This window comes from Pyxidicoccus trucidator (assembly GCF_010894435.1).
In the GTDB taxonomy this organism is placed as follows: Bacteria; Myxococcota; Myxococcia; order Myxococcales; family Myxococcaceae; genus Myxococcus; species Myxococcus trucidator.
This window is the reverse complement of sequence record NZ_JAAIXZ010000018.1, coordinates 37,003-53,886: the sequence shown is the minus strand read 5'-3', so window position 1 is coordinate 53,886 and position 16,884 is coordinate 37,003. Positions and strand designations below refer to the sequence as shown.

Here is a 16,884-nt window from a genome sequence, read left to right as displayed (position 1 = left end):
CCCTTCCGCCATCGAGGCGCGTCATGAAGCTGTCCACCGCCGCCGTGAAGAACCCGCAGTTCACCCTCGTCGTGTTCGCCATGCTGGTGGCGCTCGGCATCTCCAGCGCGATGTCCATTCCGCGCGCCGAGGACCCGGTGTTCCCCATGCCGGGCTTCTCCATCGTCGCCGTCTATCCCGGCGCCAGTCCCCGAGACCTGGAGCAGCTCGTGGTGGACCCGCTGGAGGACGCGTTCGACGAACTGGACGACGTGAAGGAGGTGCGCAGCCGGATGGAGGACGGGCTGGCGCTCGTCGAAATCGAGTTCGATGCGTCCTCGGACGCGGACGACAAGTACGCGGAGGTGCTGCGGCAGGTGAACGCCACGCGGCCGAAGCTGCCGCCGGGCCTGCTGCGGCTGGAGGTGGTGCGCTTCAGCGCGGCCAACGTGAACGTGGTGCAGCTGGCGTTGGTGGGCCCCAACGCTCCGGCGCGAGAGCTGGAGCGGCGGGCCGACGCGCTGGCCGAGCGCCTGTCCAACGTGACGGGCGTGAAGAAGGCCGAGGTGTTCGCGGTGCCCAAGCAGGAGGTGCGCGTCTCGTTGGATTTGGAGCGGCTGACGCGCGTGGGCGTGCCGCTGTCCCAGGTGCTCCAGGGGCTGGGCGGGGCCAACCTCAACGTGCCGGCGGGCAGCGTGGACGTGGGCACCCGGCGCTTCAACGTGCAGACGAGCAGCGAGTTCAGCTCGCTGGAGCAGGTGCGCGCCACGGTGGTGGGCGGCGGAGCGCAGGGCGTGGTGCGCCTGGGTGACGTGGCGGACGTGTCCTTCAGAGACCAGGACGCCGTCCACCTGGGCCGCTACAACGGCGAGCGCGCCGCCTTCCTCGGCGTCACCCAGAAGGAGGGACAGAATGTCTTCGCGGTGCGCGACGCCACGCTCGCCGCCGCCCGCGAGTGGGCGAAGGAGCTGCCTCCGGGCATGCGGCTGGAGACGGGGTTTGACCAGTCGCTCCAGGTGGGGCGCCGGCTGGGTGGCTTCGCCGCGGACTTCGCGCTGGCCCTGGCGCTGGTGCTGCTGACGCTGCTGCCCCTGGGCTTCCGCGCCAGCCTCATCGTCATGGTGTCCATTCCGCTGTCCCTGGCGCTGGGGCTCGCGGCGCTGGACTTCGCCGGCTACTCGCTCAACCAGCTCTCCATCGTCGGCTTCGTGATTGCCCTGGGCCTGCTGGTGGATGACAGCATCGTCGTCGTGGAGAACATCGCCCGCTTCCTGCGCCAGGGCATGGGCCGGGTGCGCGCGGCGATTGAGGGCACGTCCCAGATTGGCCTCGCGGTGCTGGGCTGCACCGCCACGCTGGTGCTGGCCTTCGTGCCGCTCCTCTTCCTGCCGGGCACGGCCGGGCAGTTCATCCGCAGCCTGCCCATGGCGGTGGTGTTCACCATCCTCGCGTCGCTGCTGGTGTCGCTCACCGTGATTCCGCTGCTGGCCAGCCTGTTCCTCAAGGAGGAGGGCCATCCGGAGGGCAACCGCGTGCTGCGCGCCTTCCACCACTTCATCGAGCGCAGCTACCGCCCGGTGCTGCACCGCGCGCTGGCCCGCCCCATGCTGACGCTGGGCGTGGCGGTGGCCCTCTTCGTGGGCAGCCTCGCGCTGGTGCCGGTGGTGGGCTTCAGCCTCTTCCCCAAGGCGGGCACGCCCATGTTCCACGTCATGGTGGAGACGCCGGACGGCACCAGCCTGGCGGAGACGGACCGCGCGGTGCGCTTCGTGGAAGACGCCCTGCGCCGCCGGCCCGAGGTGTCCAGCGTCGCCGCCAACACGGGCCGGGGCCACCCGTCCGTCTACTACAACGTGCGGCCCGGCGCGGAGCGGCCCAACACCGGCGAGGTCTTCGTGCAGCTCCACACGTACGACGCGGACACCACGCCCGCGCTGCTGGACGGGCTGCGCGCGGAGCTGGATGCGTATCCCGGTGCCCGCATCGAGGTGCTCGAGTTCGAGCAGGGGCCGCCCATCGACGCGCCCGTGGCGGTGCGGCTGGTGGGGCCGGAACTGGACACGCTGCGCACGCTGGCGGTGGACGTCCAGAAGGTGCTGGAGACGACGCCGGGCACCCTCTACGTGAAGAACCCCGTGCAGACGCGGCGCACGGACCTGGAGGTGGACGTGGACCGCGAGAAGGCGGGCCTGCTGGGCGTGCCGGTGGCCGAGGTGGCCCGCACCGTGCGCTTCGGCCTGGCGGGGCTGCCCGCGGGCACGTTCCGCGACGCGGATGGCGAGGACCACCCCATCCTCGTCCGGCTGCCGCTGGAGTCCGGCGCGTGGCCGGAGTTGGGCGCGCTGGAGCGGCTGCACGTCGCGGGCGTCACGGGGAACCTCGTGCCGCTGGGGCAGTTGGCCCAGGTGCGGCTGGAGGCCAGCCCCAGCCGCATCACCCACAAGGACGGCGAGCGCAACGTCACCGTCACCGCGAGCGTCGCCACCGGCTACAACACCGACAGCGTCACCCGGCAGGTGATGGCGCGGCTGGACCAGGGGCTGAAGCTGCCCGCGGGCTACCGTTGGGAGGCGGCCGGAGAGCTGGAGAGCCGAGAGGAGAGCTTCAGCGGCGTGTCCTCGGCGGCCATCATCGCGGCGTTCGGCGTGCTCGCGGTGCTGGTGCTGGAGTTCCGCACCTTCAAGAGCACCCTCATCGTGGCGTCGGTGATTCCGCTGGGGCTGGTGGGCGGCATCGCCGCGCTGTTCTTCACCGGCAACACGCTGTCCTTCACCGCCTCCATCGGCTTCATCGCCCTGGTGGGAATCGAGGTGAAGAACAGCATCCTGCTGGTGGACTTCACCAACCAGCTCCGCGCGAAGGGCGTGGGGCTGGACGCCGCCATCGAGCAGGCGGGCGAGACGCGCTTCCTCCCCATCCTGCTCACCACCCTGACGGCCCTGGGCGGCCTGCTGCCGCTGGCGCTGGAGAACAGCAGCCTCTATTCGCCCCTGGCGTGGGTCATCATCGGTGGGCTCATCTCCTCCACGCTGCTGACTCGCGTGGTGACGCCGGTGGTGTACAAGCTGCTGGCACCGGAGGTGGAGTCCGAGGAGGCGCCGGCCACCGGGGCGCTTCCCGTGGCCCCCGCCCCTGCCTGATACTGAAGGAGACCATGGGCATCAAGGAGCGGCGAGAGCGGGAGAAGCAGGCGACGCGGCAGCTCATCCTCGACGCCGCCCGCGAGCTCTTCGTCAATGAGGGCTACGAGGCGGTGACGATGCGGCGCGTCGCCGAGAAGATTGAGTACAGCCCCACCGCCATCTACGTGCACTTCAAGGACAAGGCCGCGCTCATCCGTGAGCTGTGTGCCCATGACTTCCTGCGCTTCGCCGAGACGCTGAACAAGGTCGCCCGCGTGCAGGACCCGATGGAGCGGCTGCGGAAGCTGGGACGGGCGTACCTCGCCTTCGCCCAGGAGCACCCCACCACCTACAAGCTCCTCTTCATGCAGCGCCACCCGGCGGAGTTCGAGGACGAAGACCGCCGCGCCATCCAGCAGGGCAACCCGGAGCAGGACGCCTACGCCTTCGTCTGCAAGATGGTGCAGGAGGCGCGGGACGCGGGCTGCTTCAAGCCCGAGTACCAGGACGTGGACCTCGTCAGCCAGACGCTGTGGGGCGGCCTGCACGGCCTGGTGTCGCTCCACCTCGTCATGGACAAGGACAAGTGGCTCACCCTGCGGCCGCTGGGGAAGTCCGTCGACCTGATGCTGGACCTGCTCCTGGGGGGCTTCGCGCGCCCCCCAGGGGGTGGGACTACGCGGGCTCGATGAAGTTGAGCCGGTAGCCGTCCGGGTCGGTGACGATGACCTCGCGCGTGTGCCAGGGCTGCACCACGGGGCCCTCCACGGCGGCGCCCTGCGACTGGGCGCGCAGGAGCAGCTCGTCGAGGCCGCTCTGGCCCTCGGTGCGGAAGCCCACCAGCACGCCCAGGCCGCGCCGCCCCTCCAGCTTCAGCATGGGGGGAGGCGTGACGAGGTAGACGTCCACCGCCCCCGCCCACCGGAGGTGGACGAAGGGCGGCTCGGTGCCCACGCGCTCGAAGCCGAGCGCCTCGTAGAACGCCAGCGAGCGCGCGGCGTCCGAGACGAGCAGCTTGACGAACGCCGGCGTCACTTCGTGAGGCCTTCGGCCTTCAGCGCGGCCTGCACGGCGGGGCGCTCCGCCACGCGCGCCTGGAAGGCCCGCAGCGCGGGGAAGGACTCCAGGCTCACCTTCAGGTTGCCCGCCCAGTTCGTCACGGTGAAGAGGTACGCGTCCGCCACGGTGAACTGGTCGCCCATGAGGAAGGGGCCCTTCGCCGCGAGTCGGTCCTCGATGACCTTGTAGCGAAGCGCGATGCGGTCTCGGAAGGCGGACTTCACCTCCTCGGGGAGCGCGGGGTTGAAGAGCGGGCTGTAGCTCTTGTGGATTTCGGTGCCGATGAAGTTGAGCAGCTCCTGGAGGCGGTAGCGCTCCAGGGTGCCGTTGGCCGGGGCCAGCTTCTTCTCGGGGGCCTTGTCCGCGAGGTACTGGACGATGGCGGGGCCCTCCGTGAGCAGGCCGCCTTCGTCGAGCTGGAGGGCGGGGACATAGCCCTTGGGGTTGATGCCGAAGTAGTCCTCGCCGTGCTCCGTCTTCTTGGCGCGGATGTCGACCTTCTCGGTCTCGAAGGAGAGGCCCGCCTCGCGCAGGACGATGTGCGGCGACAGGGAACAAGCACCCGGGGTGTAGAAGAGCTTCATGTGTGTGGAATCCTTACGCCCTATGTTGAGCGGCGCGGATTTCTGCACGCTTCTTCGTCGCCGCGCCACGGAAACGCGCGGTCAGCGCTTCCGGCGTCCCCAGCGGTGAGCGGTATACGAAGGTTTAGGCCGCTCAACCCCAGGTGCAATGGGTTCTGGCGCACGCTCCAGGCATCTTGCCGTCATCAACCGCTCAGGAGTTCCCATGCCTGCTCTTCCCTCCCCGAAGACCATTGTGCTCATCCACGGCGCCTGGCTGACGCCCGCCGCCTGGGAGTCCTTCCGCGCCCGCTACGAAGCCAAGGGCTTCAAGGTGCTCACCCCCGCCTGGCCCTACCTGGACAAGAGCGTCGATGAGCTTCGCACCAACCTGGACCCGCGCTTCAGCAAGCTGCACTTCAAGGACATCGTCGACCACTATGACGCGGTGATTCGCGCGCTGCCCGAGAAGCCCATCCTGATGGGCCACTCGTTCGGCGGCCTCGTCGTGCAGATGCTGCTCGACCGCGGCCTGGGCGCAGCGGGCGTCGCCATCGACCCGGCGCCGCCCTTCGGCGTGCCGGCGCATCCCGTGGCCGTCTGGACGTCGCTGTCCGTCTTCACGACGTGGAACTCGTGGAACCGCGCGCTGACGATGAGCTTCAAGGACTTCACCACCGGCTTCGCCAACACCCTGCCGGAGTCGGAGATGCGCGCGGCCTACGACAAGTACATCGTGCCGACGCCGGGCCGCATCTTCTTCGAGGCGTTGCTGGGCAAGGGCTCGAAGCTCACGTCCCCCAAGACGCGTCCGCCCCTGCTGCTCACCGCCGCCGAGTTCGACCGCACGGTGCCCACGCCGATGGTCAAGTCGATCACGAAGAAGCAGTCGAAGTCGCCGTCGAAGACCGAGTACAAGTTCTTTCCGGCCCGCTCACACTTCCTGTGCCAGGAGGAGGGCTGGGAGGAGGTGGCCGACTACGCCCTCGACTGGGCGGTCGACGCGGCCCGGTCCTTCGCACCCATCAAGGTCGTGGAGGCGGCCAGCGAGGACACGCAGCCGCGCACGGGCACGGCGTAAGGCCCGCACAGCACCATGGCCGGGTCGATTGCGGGCGCTATTTCGCCATGCGAAGTTGCCTTCATGAGCGAGGAAGCCGTCATCCACATCATCGACGACGACACGTCGCTGCGTACCGCGCTGCAGACCCTGTTCCGCTCCATCGGAATGAAGGCCAGGGCCTACGACTCGGTGCGGGCCTTCCTCGATGCCGAGCGGGCGGATGCACCCGGCTGCCTCCTGCTCGACGTGCGCCTGCCCGGCACCAGTGGTCTCGCCTTCCAGGGGCAGCTCGCGTCGCTCGGCATCGACCTGCCGGTCATCATGATGACCGGCCACGGCGACATCCCGATGTCGGTGAGTGCGATGAAGGCGGGCGCGGTCGACTTCCTGCCCAAGCCCTTCCGCGAGCAGGAGTTGCTCGACGCCGTGGCGCTGGCGGTGGAGCGCCATCGCGGCCAGCGCTCCGAGCGCGAGGGCGCGGCCGACCTGCGCAAGCGCTTCGACAGCCTGTCGGCACGAGAGCAGCAGGTGATGACGCTGGTCACCGCGGGGCTCCTCAACAAGCAGGTGGCCGGCGAGCTCAACCTGAGTGAAATCACGGTCAAGATTCATCGCGGCTCGGTGATGCGGAAGATGGAGGCGCAGTCCCTGGCCGACCTGGTGCGCATGGCCGAGGCACTGAAGCTCCCCAAGGCGCTCACCCCGGCCCCGACTCCATCCCAGGCGCGAAAATCCTAGTCATGCCGCCAGAACACCTCATCTCCGTAGTCGACGACGACGTGTCGGTCCGCCTGGCGCTGGTCAGCCTGCTGAGGTCGCTCGGGCTGAAGGGACTGGCGTTCGACAGCGCCGAGGCGTTCCTGGCATCGGGCGAGCTTCCGCGCATGAGCCTCATCATCACCGACATCCACATGCCCGGCATGAGCGGCATCGACCTCAAGCGGGAGCTCGACGCGCGGGGCTCCACGGTGCCCGTCATCATGATTACCGCCAGGGACGAGGCGGCAGTGATGGAGAAGGCGCAGGCGTGCAACCCGTACTGCCTCCTGAAGAAGCCCTTCGACAGCGAGGAGTTCGTCGCCTGCGTCGAGCGTGCCCTTTCGTTGTAGGTTCGGGTCATGCCCGAAGGAAACAGGCCGGAGTCGGACGACACCTTGCCGGGCTCGGTGGACTTCCTCGCCCCGGTTGTCGACGGCCTGGTCGAGAGCGTCATCGTCCGGGACTCGCGAGGCCGCGTCCTGCTGTGGAACAAGGCGTCCGAGGCGCTCTACGGCTTCACGCGCGACGCCATGCTGGGCCGCGACCTCCATGCCAGCCTCAATGCCCATCACCCGTCGACCCTCGCGGGCCTGGAGCGACACCTGCTCGAGCAGGGGCACTGGGAAGGTGAGCTGAAGCGGACCACCGCGTCCGGCGAGGAGCGGCGCGTCGAAGTCCGGTGGAAGGTGCAGCCCGGCCCGGACGGCCAGCCGGCGGCCATCATCGAATACGGCCGCGACATCACCCGCTTGAGCGACCTCGAGCTGGAGTCCCGGCTGCAGGCGCACCGCTACCGCAACCTGTTCCAGGCCATGGCGGCGTCGTTCTGGGAGCTCGACTTCTCGGACGTGCGGAAGATGCTGGCCGAGCTCATGCACGGCGGTGTCACGGACTTCCGTGCCTATTTCGAGGCGCATCCCGAGTTCATCGACGCCGCCATCGCCACGACTCGGGTGGTCGACGTCAACGACAAGACGGCGATGCTGTTCGCCGCCGGAAGCCGCGAGGCCCTCGTCGGCGGTACGGTCGCTCCCTTCTGGCCGCCGGAGAGCCGCCACGTCTATGCGGAGAGCCTGCTGGCCTCGATTCACCGCCTGCCCAGCCTGTCGCGCGAGACGCGCCTGTCCACGCTCGACGGACGGATGATTGATGCCCTGTTCACGGTCTGCTGGCCGTCGGGCCACCATGGGCGCGGCACGGTCCTGGTCGGCGTCATCGACCTCTCCGACCGGGTGGCCGCGGAGCAGGAGGTGCGCGCCAGCGAGGTGCGCTATCGCAACCTCTTCACCGAGAGCGTGTCGGCCCAGAAGGCGCTGCGGCAACTGCAGAGCGAGTTCGCCCACGCGTCGCGCCTGTCGATGCTCGGAGAGCTGACGGCGTCGATTGCCCACGAGGTGAACCAGCCACTGGCCGCCATCGCCGCGAATGGCGCGGCGGGGGCACGCTGGCTGTCGCGGCCGCAGCCCGACCTCGACGAGGTGCGCGCCATCCACGCCAACATGGTCAGTGACGCGCGTCGCGCCGCCGACATCATCGCCCGCCTCCGCGCCATGGCCTCGAACAAGGCCTCGGAGCGGCAGCGCCTGTCGCCCAACCCCGTCGTGGAGGAGGCGGTGCACTTCCTCCACCACGAGCTGCTGGCGCATGAGGTCGAGCCGCGCCTCGAGCTCGCGGACGGCCTGCCGGAAATCGAGGCAGACCGCGTGCAGCTCCAGCAGACCGTCGTCAACCTGGCGCTCAACGCCATGCAGGAGATGACGCGCGCCCGCTGCTCGCAGCCGCGGCTCGTCCTGCGGACCCGGGCGGGGGACGGGGAGCTGCGCTTCGAGCTCGAGGACTCGGGGCCGGGCATCCCGCCGGAGGCTCACTCCCGGCTCTTCCAGAGCTTCTTCACCACCAAGGCGAACGGCCTCGGAATGGGGCTGTCCATCTGCCGCAACATCATCGAGGCGCACGGCGGCCGCATCTGGGCGGAGAACCTGCCAGCCGGCGGGGCGCGCTTCCTCTTCACCCTGCCTTTCGCGCCCTGAAGCAGGCCGCGCGGAAGCGAGCCGCGCGGCCGGTCGACGCGCCCTAGCCCTTGATGAAGGCCAGCAGGTCCGCGTTGATGACGTCCTTGTTGACCGCCGTCATGCCGTGGCTGAAGCCCGGGTAGACCTTCAGCTTCGCGCCCTTGACGAGCGTGGCGGTGAGCTTCCCCCCGCCCTCGATGGGGACAATCTGGTCGTCGTCGCCGTGCATCACCAGCGTGGGCACGTCGAACTTCGCGAGGTCGGCGCGGAAGTCGGTCTCCGAGAAGGCCTTGATGCAGTCGTACTCGGCCTTCAGCGCGCCCATCATCCCCTGCATCCAGAAGCTCTCGCGCAGGCCTTCCGAGACTTTCGCGCCCGGACGGTTGAAGCCGTAGAACGCCATGCTCAGCTCCTTGAAGAAGCTGGAGCGGTCGGCGCGCACGCCGGCACGGATGCCGTCGAACACTTCGCGGGGCAGGCCGTTCGGGTGCCAGTCCGTCTTGAGCATGATGGGCGGCACGGCGCCGATGAGCACGGCCTTGGCGACGCGCGAGGTGCCGTGGCGGCCAATGTAGCGGGCGACCTCGCCACCGCCGGTGGAGTGGCCGATGTGGACGGCCTTCTTGAGGTCGAGCGCGGCCGTCAGCTCGGCGAGGTCATCAGCATAGGTGTCCATCTCATGGCCGCCCCACGGCTGCGAGGAGCGACCGTGGCCGCGGCGGTCATGGGCGATGGTGCGGTAGCCGTGCTCCGACAGGAACAGCATCTGGTCTTCCCAGGCGTCGGAGCTGAGGGGCCAGCCGTGCGAGAAGACAATGGGCTGACCGTCCTTCGGGCCCCAGTCCTTGAAGTAGAGCTGGGTGCCGTCCCGGGTGGTGAGATAGCTGCCACTGAGCTTGCCGGCTTGGTCGGTGTTGGGACGGCTCCGGGTATCCATGGGCGCTTCCTTTCGGCGCAGGGAGTTGAGGCGCCGCGAGGATGCGCAGGGGGATTCGGACGCGCCATCGTACGGGGGTTTGGGCGGCCTCATACGAAGGTTTAGGTTGGCTGGCCCACAGTACAGAAGACGGCGCGAAGCCAGGTCGCCATCATTGCGCTCAAGCTTCGTGAGGGTGACGCCGCAGCATGTCTGCCTTTACGTCAGCGCCAGCCCCTGAAGGAGTCTGCTCATGGACATGCGAACCCACGCCGTTACCGCCGTCAACGCGCCCACCCGCTTCGTCGAGGTGAAGGGCCGCCGCCTCGCCTATCGCGACATCGGCGAGGGCGTGCCCATCCTCCTGTGCCTGCGGTTCCGTGGCATCCTCGACTCTTGGGACCCCGCCTTCCTCGATGCGCTGGCGGCCCAGCACCGCGTCATCACCTTCGACTATTCCGGCCTCGGCCAGTCGACCGGCACGCCCAGCTATGTGCGCACGAGGCTGGCGCAGGACGCCATCGACCTGGCGGACGCGCTCGGCCTGGAGCGCTTCGTCCTCGGCGGCTGGTCGCTGGGGGGCCTCGCGGCGCAGGTGGCGATGCGTCTGCACCCCGAGCGCATCCTCAAGCTGCTGCTGATTGGCACCAGCCCTCCGGGGCGGGTGCGCGCCGGAGCAAAGCCCATCTTCTTCGAGCGCGCCTTGAAGCCGGTGAACGACCTGGACGACGAGACGGTGCTGTTCTTCCATCCGGAGTCGCAGAAGTCCCGCGCCGCCGCAGTGGCTTCGCACAACCGCATCGCGGCCCGCACCACGGATGTCAGTCCGGCGATTCCGATTGAGACCGTGATGAAGCTGCTGGCGGAGACGAAGGCCGACGACATCTTCGTCGACGACAACGGCTACCGTGACTTCCTCAAGGCCACCGACATCCCCGTGCTGGTCATCTCCGGAGACCAGGAAATCGTCTTCCCGGTCGAGAACTGGTTCGACGTGGCGCCGCAGACGAAGTCGGTGCACCTGATGGTGCTCCCACAGATGGGCCACGGCCCGCAGCACGAAGCGCCGCGGCTGTGCGCGGACCTGATTGCCAGCTTCATCGAAAACCGCTGAGCGGGGCGGTGGAGGGAAGGCCCCGTCGCTGTCCGGGCCTCCCTGGGGCCCCTGGGCCCGAAGCCATGGCACGCGGGTGTGACATCGCGTCCCGCCACCCGGTGACTGCTGTTCCACCCTCACGAAGCCCCTGTCCCACCCCGCCTGCCCTCCCTGTCACACCGGGCGGCGGTGCCTGGCTGCTCCCTCGTGCGCCCGGCCGGTCCACGGTGGGCCCCGCGACCACCGGGTCAGCCCGGCCCGAGGTGACCTGGAGCGGGCGCGGGTGATAGGTGTCCAGGGCGGTCGGCGCCGGCACGGGGAGCCCGTCCGACGTCATTACCCCAGGCCAGCCCGGCCCCGCGGGCACTCGGAAACATCGCCGGGCTCCAACGCCCGGCTTGGAAGGACGAAGGACCCTATGCGCTTCAATCGGTTCGTGGTGCTGCCCCTCGCGTTGCTCGCGCTGGGCGCGCTGCCGGCGTGCTCGAACGACGACGACGACGACAACGACAACCCCGACTCGGGCACGTCCGCCGACGCGGGCACCGAGGACTCGGGCACCGTCACGTTCCCCGACGCGGGGACGGACCCGGGCACCAGCCCGGCCGGCACGTGCCCGGCCGGCTCCATCGTCTGCGAGTCCTTCAGCAGCGGCCTCAATGGGTGGGAGTCCAGCGGGGAGCACGCCACCATCGCGGCGGAGAATGGCCGGCTGCACATCGTCACCGAGAATGGCCTCGACGAGCGGAACGGCCAGGGCCAGGCCATCGCGCGCTGGTCGCGCTCCATCCCCGCCTTCGGGACGCAGCTCTTCGTTCGCGCGCACGTGTTCATGCGCTCGCTGCCCGGCGCCTTCGGCCAGATGGGGACGTTCTTCGTCGTCTCGAACCTGGGCTCGGACTTCGGCGGTTTCGAGCTGCAGGTGATGCAGGACAAGGGCTTCGCGCTGGATGACTGGTCCTTCCGCCAGGGCCAGGGCTGGAACCGTCAGCCCGAGCCGGTGACACGTGGCATGGAGGCGGGGCGCTGGGTGTGCCTGGAGTGGGAAATCCGTCGCCCCACGGCGGCGAGCACGCACGGCAACACCCGCGTCTACGTGGACGGCACCCTCATCCACGACTTCACCAACATCGGCATGCGCGCCTTCAACACCTTCAACGTGGGCTACGGCTTCGTCCACCCGCTGGGCCCGTCCGGTTCCGAGACGTTCATCGACAACGTCGCGGTCAGCAGCACCCAGCGCATCGGCTGCCAGTAGTCGCTAGTCGCACCGTCGTCACTCCCGGGGCGCGAGTGGGGCAGGTCCCCCTCGCGCCCCGGGCTTGTCAGGCTCCCGGGTCAATCTTCGTGTGCATTGGACACCATGCCTTTCGGGCCGAGCCCGTGAGGTGGCTGTCAGCCGGGAGCAGGCCATGTCGCTGAAGGGACTCGCAGAGGAGACGGTGGGAATCACGCACCGGGGGGAGTACGTGGCGCCGTCCGGGCGGCCCGTCTCGTTCCGGGACGCGGTGGAGCACGCCATGCAGGGCACGGCGCTCTACCGGCCGGGTGACTTCAAGCGGCTGCCACAGCCCGAGCGCCTCGTGGGCCAGGGCCCGCCCCGCATCGAGGTGACGTCGGAGAAGACGGGCGCCGCGTCGCGCCGGTTGGTGGAGAAGGAGGGCGTGACGGACGCCGTCGCGCTCAACTTCGCCTCGGCGAAGAACCCGGGCGGCGGCTTCCTGGGCGGGGCGAAGGCCCAGGAGGAGGACCTGGCGCGCTGCTCGGCGCTGTACGCGTGCCTCCTCACTCAGCGCGAGTACTACGACGCCAATCGCGCGCAGCACTCGCCGCTGTACACGGACCACCTCATCTACTCACCCGAGGTGCCCTTCTTCCGGGACGAGGGGCTCACGCTCCTGGAGCAGCCCTTCTCCGTGTCCGTCATCACCGCGCCCGCGCCCAATGCCGGAGCGGCCGCGAAGAACGCTCCGCACCTGCTCCCCCAGGTCCCCGGGGTGCTCCAGGCGCGGGCGCTCAAGGTGCTCCAGGTGGCGGCGCACGAGGGCCACCGCACGCTGGTGCTGGGCGCGTGGGGCTGCGGCGCCTTCCGGAACGACCCGCACGACGCGGCGGAGGCCTTTGCCCAGGCCCTGGACGCGTTCCCCGGCGTGTTCGAGCGGGTGGTGTTCGCGGTGTGGGAGCGCGGGGGAGATGGACCCAACCTGCGTGCCTTCCGCGAGCGCTTCGGCTGAAGCGGGCCGCTGTCAGCGGCCCAGTCGCACCAGCTTCTCCTTCACGGTGACGGCGGCGGGGCCGTCCGGCAGCAACGCCAGGTAGCGCCCGTAGGCCTTCGCCGCGTCCGCGCCCTTGCCCAGCTTGTCGTACGCGTCCCCCAGGTTGAGGAAGGCCACGGCGCGCTGCGGGTCCAGCACGAGCGTCTTCTCCAGCCACTTCACCGCCTCGGCATACTCGCCGCGGCGGAAGTGGACGAAGCCCACGTTGTTGGTGGCCTGCGCATCCGTCGGGTCCAGGCGCGCGGCGGCCTGGAACTCGGCCAGGGCCTCGTCGTAGCGCTTCTCGCGGTAGAGCGTCATGCCCCGGTCGCTGCGGCGGCGGGCCTCCTCCGCGGGCGTGGCGGGCGGCACCGGCGTGGTCGCCACGGCGCTCGTGGTGCCGGCGTCCTGCAGGCGGGACAGCTGGCTCTTCGCCTCCGCCAGCTCGCGCGCCAGGGCCTCGTTGCGCGCCGTCTTCGCGGCGATTTCGGAGCGCACGCGCTCCAGCTCGGCGTTGAGGGTGATGGCCTCGGTGTCGAGCTGCTCGGAGCTCTCGCTGAGGAACTCGCCCTCGCGGGACAGCTCGAAGACGAACTCGCCGCCCTCGCTGCCGGGCATGCTGCCGAAGGCGGGCGTCTGCCGCGACAGTGAGGACACGGTGGGGCCCACGTAGGCAGCCAACTCGGACGCGGTGACGTAGCCGTCGGCGTTGAGGTCCGCCTGTCCCTCCATTCCCTGCAGCAGCGTCCAGGTGAAGATGGAGTGGCCGTTGGGGCCCTGGTCCGCCACCTGCTCGTCGGCGCCGCCCGCGGTGAGGACCTGGCGCACGCTCCGGCGCGTCACCTCCTGGAGGTACTTGCGCACGTCCGCGCCCGCCGGTGCCCCGCCGCGCGTCAGCGCCAGCCCGCTGTAGCAGGCGTCCATGACGAAGAAGGCGTGCTTGGCGGGCATGGCCTCGCTGATGTCCTGGAAGTTGGTCATCGAGATGGCCGTGCTCTGGTAGTTGGACGTGTCCGCGTCCACCGGGACGATGTAGCCGAGGCTCTTCCCGTTGGGCAGGCGGCGGGTGATGCCGTGGCCCGCGAAGAAGACGAAGACGCGGTCCTCGCGCTGCACCTTCGCCGGGTCCGCCAGCGCGTCCCCCAGCACGGAGAGGATGCGCTCGCGCGTGGCCTGCGCGTCCAGCAGCACGGTGACGTTCTCCGGCTTGAAGCGGTACTTGCGCACCAGCAAGTCCCGCACGCCCTCCGCGTCGTTCACCGCGTAGGAGAGCTTCGGCCACTTCTGGTACGCGTTGATGCCGATGACCACCGCCCAGCTCTCGCGGTAGAGGTCGCCGGGCGTGGGGGTGGGCGCGGGGGGCGTGCCGCCGTCCGCCGCATCGCCGACCACCGTGGTGCCGTCCCAGAGGGCGAAGCGGTAGCCCCGGGCCTGGAGCGTCTCCAGGATGAGCGGGAGCGCCTCCGCCGTCTGGCTGTGCACGTCGTGGAGGAGGATGACGCCGCGCCCGTTGGCCTCCACCTGCTGCACCACGCGGTTGGCGATGGAGGTGGGGATGGGGTCGCTCCAGTCGAGCGAGTCCACGTTCCACAGGTACGCCTTGAGCTTCCGGGCCGCGAGCGCCGCGTGCACCTTCTCGTTGCGCGCGCCGTAGGGCGGGCGGAAGAGGGCAATCTGGCTGTTCGTCACCTCCTCGATGATGCGCTTCGACTCGTCGATTTCCCGGGTGAGCCGCTCGTCGCTGAGCTTGGGCAGGAAGGCATGCGTCAGCGAGTGGTTGGCGAGCATGTGCCCCGCCTGGAGGATGCGCTCCGAGTACGCGGACGCCTCCGTGCGGGTGAGCGTGCCCGCGTCGCCCGCGTTCTTCGTGCGCACGGCGACGTTCTGCCCCACCTCGAAGAAGATGGACTTCACGCCGAACTTCTCCAGCGTGGCGAGGATGGAGGCGGTGTGCTTCGGGTGCGGGCCGTCGTCGAAGGTGAGGACCAGCGTCTTCGGCGGCAGCGTGTTGCCGGTGATGATGTTCGGGTCCTCCTTGCGCGGGCCCTTGCCGCGCATGCCCCCGCCCAGCGAGCCCAGCGTCTCCTCGAAGGACTGGAGGATGGACTCGCGCGTGAAGCGGCCCTTGAGGAAGGCGAGGTACGCCTCCCAGGCCTCGCGGCGCATCGTCATGCCCCGGGTGTCGAAGCGGCCGAAGACGGCCTGCATCTCCTTCTCGTAGAGCGACCGGATGGTCTGGAGCGCGCGCTGGTCGTCCTCGAGGCGGGCGAGCAGCGGCGCCTTCCACGCGGGCGCGGGGGACAGGGCGGTGAGCGCGTCGTGCAGGTCCGCCAGCGTGTCCTTGAAGGCGAGCTTGTCGGCGTCGTGCAGCTCGGCGTCCTTCTCCAGCCAGTCCAGGAACGCGGTGACGGGGCCAGGCTCGGCGCCGGACGTCAGCGCGCCGCCGAGCCGCTCGCCGAGGGCCTCCAGCGCGTGCCGGTTCTCGTCGAAGAGCATGCGGCCGATGACGGACGCGCGCTCGCGGGTGTCCTCGTCCAGCGTGTCCTCGTCCGCGGCGAGGACGATGTTCTGCCGGTAGCGGGTGAGGATGCCGGCCAGCTCCTCGCGCGCGGCCGTGTCGTCCTTCACGGGCGTGACGGCGGTGGGGCCCGCGTCCGGCGCCTGGAGCGCGGGAGCGGCCACGGGCGCGGCGGGCTTCGTCTCGGGAGCCGGAGCCGAGGCGGCTGGCGCGGGCGCGGAGCCCTTGCAGGCGACGAGGAAGACGGCGGCAAGCCAGGGCAGGGCGCGGCGCCAGGGCTTCCGGCTGGGAGCCGGAGCCGCGACGCGGTGGGTGCCAGGGAGCGGGACGGGGGGCCGGCGGACGCCAGCGAAGGGCAGGAGGTTCATGCGTTGGGCGGAGTCCGCCGCGAGCATGCCCGGTGGAGCGTGGGGACGCCAACCCACCCCGAGCCCGCATCATTATATGCGGGCATGGAGCGGCCCTCCGGCCTCATGGGTAGGGAGAAGTGCTACCGACCAACTCCGTCACCCGACGGTGTGGCTCCAGGCTGGAGCGCACCGCGGCCTCGCGCCCCTGGAGCAGGCTGCCAGCCGGGCGCTCGTTGGGCGAACGTCTGCTCATGCGCATCGTCCCCGAGGCCGCCTGGAGGGGGCACGAAAGGATGGGGGACATGGCGACGGGAACACTGCGCGGGCCCGACCTGCAACGCATGACGCACGCGGGACGGCAGGCAGGCAGGAGCGGTGTGGAGCTGGCGGCCCGGGTGGGCTACGCGTCCCGCGCGGTCGTCTACGCGGTGATTGGAGTGCTGGCCCTGATGCTCGCGGCGGGCGAGGGAGGCCGCGCCACGGACACGCACGGCGCGGTGGAGGAAGTGGCGCGCCAGCCCTTCGGCTCGGTGCTGCTGGTGGTGCTGGGCGTGGGCCTGCTGGCCTTCGCTGTCTGGCGCTTCGTGCAGGCGGTGATGGACGTGGAGGGCAAGGGCCGCTCCGGCAAGGGCGTGGTGACGCGCGTCGTGCTCGGCATCAGCGGAGTGATTCACGCCGGCCTCGCGCTGTTCGCCTTCAACCTGCTGCGCGGGCGTGGCGGCGGTGGAGGCGACGGCACGAAGAGCCTGACGGCGGAGCTGCTGTCGCGGCCCTTCGGCCAGGTGTTGGTGGCCCTGGTGGGCGTGGCGGTGATTGGCTTCGCCGTGCACCAGTTCAAGCAGGCGACGACGGGGAAGATGCTGGAGAAGCTGAGCCTGACGGGCCTGGCCGCGCGCCAGCGCACCTGGGTGGAGCGCATCAGCAAGGCCGGCGCACTGGCCCGCTCGGTGGTGTTCCTGCTGGTGGGCACCTTCTTCCTCCAGGCCGCCGTGCAGGCGGACCCGGGCGAGGCGGGTGGCCTCGGCGAGGCGCTGGAGACACTGGCGTCGCAGCCGTTCGGCCCGTGGCTGCTGGGGCTGGTGGCGCTGGGGCTGGTGGCGTACGCCGTCTACCAGCTCCTGGAGGCGCGCTACCGCCGCATCGCAACGCCGTGACGCGCGGCCCGCGACGCGGTATCCAACCCGCGCTGGAC

15 protein-coding genes are annotated in these 16,884 nt (G+C 70.0%); 10 read left to right on the top strand and 5 right to left on the bottom strand.

The annotated features are described in order from the left end of the window. The first annotated feature begins 23 nt into the window (after nucleotides 1-23). A complete protein-coding gene (locus G4D85_RS37330; RefSeq protein WP_164018886.1) occupies nucleotides 24-3,119 on the top strand; it encodes an efflux RND transporter permease subunit in 3,096 nt (1,031 codons plus the stop codon). Between the two features lie 14 nt (nucleotides 3,120-3,133). Then, nucleotides 3,134-3,793: a TetR/AcrR family transcriptional regulator gene (locus G4D85_RS37325; RefSeq protein ID WP_164018885.1), complete on the top strand. Its 660-nt coding sequence runs from the start codon at nucleotides 3,134-3,136 to the stop codon at nucleotides 3,791-3,793. On the opposite strand, the gene G4D85_RS37320 is transcribed toward G4D85_RS37325, so the two are convergent. Both G4D85_RS37320 and gstA read right to left on the bottom strand, forming a co-directional pair. After that, entirely contained in the window at nucleotides 3,777-4,136 is a 360-nt protein-coding gene (locus tag G4D85_RS37320; protein ID WP_164018884.1) for a VOC family protein, read from the bottom strand. The genes G4D85_RS37325 and G4D85_RS37320 overlap by 17 nt on opposite strands. Further along, nucleotides 4,133-4,744 carry a glutathione transferase GstA gene (gstA, locus tag G4D85_RS37315; RefSeq protein WP_164018883.1) on the bottom strand — a complete coding sequence of 204 codons (612 nt, stop codon included), beginning with the start codon at nucleotides 4,742-4,744 and terminating at the stop codon, nucleotides 4,133-4,135. Before gstA ends, G4D85_RS37320 begins: the two co-directional genes overlap by 4 nt. Nucleotides 4,745-4,949: 205 nt before the next feature. Here gstA and G4D85_RS37310 point away from each other — a divergent pair, with 205 nt between their 5' ends. The 4 genes from G4D85_RS37310 to G4D85_RS37295 all read left to right on the top strand — a co-directional run bounded on the left by G4D85_RS37310 (nucleotide 4,950) and on the right by G4D85_RS37295 (nucleotide 8,575). Then, nucleotides 4,950-5,804 (top strand): alpha/beta hydrolase, encoded by an 855-nt coding sequence (locus G4D85_RS37310; protein ID WP_164018882.1) that lies wholly within the window; start codon nucleotides 4,950-4,952, stop codon nucleotides 5,802-5,804. 63 nt (nucleotides 5,805-5,867) lie between these two features. After that, on the top strand, nucleotides 5,868-6,524 hold the full coding sequence (locus G4D85_RS37305; RefSeq protein WP_164018881.1) for a response regulator transcription factor: 657 nt from the start codon (nucleotides 5,868-5,870) through the stop codon (nucleotides 6,522-6,524). A 2-nt stretch (nucleotides 6,525-6,526) separates the two neighbouring features. After that, nucleotides 6,527-6,895 (top strand): response regulator transcription factor, encoded by a 369-nt coding sequence (locus G4D85_RS37300; RefSeq protein ID WP_164018880.1) that lies wholly within the window; start codon nucleotides 6,527-6,529, stop codon nucleotides 6,893-6,895. Between the two features lie 9 nt (nucleotides 6,896-6,904). After that, nucleotides 6,905-8,575, top strand: coding sequence for a PAS domain-containing sensor histidine kinase (locus G4D85_RS37295; protein ID WP_164018879.1), 1,671 nt, complete (start codon nucleotides 6,905-6,907; stop codon nucleotides 8,573-8,575). A gap of 43 nt (nucleotides 8,576-8,618) precedes the next feature. Here G4D85_RS37295 and G4D85_RS37290 read toward each other — a convergent pair whose 3' ends face one another. Next, a complete protein-coding gene (locus tag G4D85_RS37290) occupies nucleotides 8,619-9,494 on the bottom strand; it encodes an alpha/beta fold hydrolase (RefSeq protein ID WP_164018878.1) in 876 nt (291 codons plus the stop codon). 232 nt (nucleotides 9,495-9,726) lie between these two features. On the opposite strand from G4D85_RS37290, the gene G4D85_RS37285 reads away from it, so the two are divergent. From G4D85_RS37285 to G4D85_RS37275, 3 genes are all read left to right on the top strand, one after another. Next, nucleotides 9,727-10,587 carry an alpha/beta fold hydrolase gene (locus G4D85_RS37285; protein ID WP_205525871.1) on the top strand — a complete coding sequence of 287 codons (861 nt, stop codon included), beginning with the start codon at nucleotides 9,727-9,729 and terminating at the stop codon, nucleotides 10,585-10,587. A gap of 400 nt (nucleotides 10,588-10,987) precedes the next feature. Then, nucleotides 10,988-11,827: a hypothetical protein gene (locus G4D85_RS37280; RefSeq protein WP_205525870.1), complete on the top strand. Its 840-nt coding sequence runs from the start codon at nucleotides 10,988-10,990 to the stop codon at nucleotides 11,825-11,827. A gap of 154 nt (nucleotides 11,828-11,981) precedes the next feature. Next, on the top strand, nucleotides 11,982-12,803 hold the full coding sequence (locus G4D85_RS37275; RefSeq protein WP_164018876.1) for a TIGR02452 family protein: 822 nt from the start codon (nucleotides 11,982-11,984) through the stop codon (nucleotides 12,801-12,803). A 12-nt stretch (nucleotides 12,804-12,815) separates the two neighbouring features. On the opposite strand, the gene G4D85_RS37270 is transcribed toward G4D85_RS37275, so the two are convergent. Together G4D85_RS37270 and G4D85_RS50440 are read right to left on the bottom strand one after the other, a co-directional pair. After that, entirely contained in the window at nucleotides 12,816-15,710 is a 2,895-nt protein-coding gene (locus G4D85_RS37270; protein WP_164018875.1) for a polysaccharide deacetylase family protein, read from the bottom strand. 103 nt (nucleotides 15,711-15,813) lie between these two features. Continuing rightward, nucleotides 15,814-15,945 (bottom strand): hypothetical protein, encoded by a 132-nt coding sequence (locus G4D85_RS50440; RefSeq protein WP_275900347.1) that lies wholly within the window; start codon nucleotides 15,943-15,945, stop codon nucleotides 15,814-15,816. A gap of 49 nt (nucleotides 15,946-15,994) precedes the next feature. Between G4D85_RS50440 and G4D85_RS37265 the strand changes: the two genes are divergently transcribed. Next, nucleotides 15,995-16,846, top strand: coding sequence for a DUF1206 domain-containing protein (locus G4D85_RS37265; protein ID WP_164018874.1), 852 nt, complete (start codon nucleotides 15,995-15,997; stop codon nucleotides 16,844-16,846). Nucleotides 16,847-16,884 lie beyond the last annotated feature (38 nt).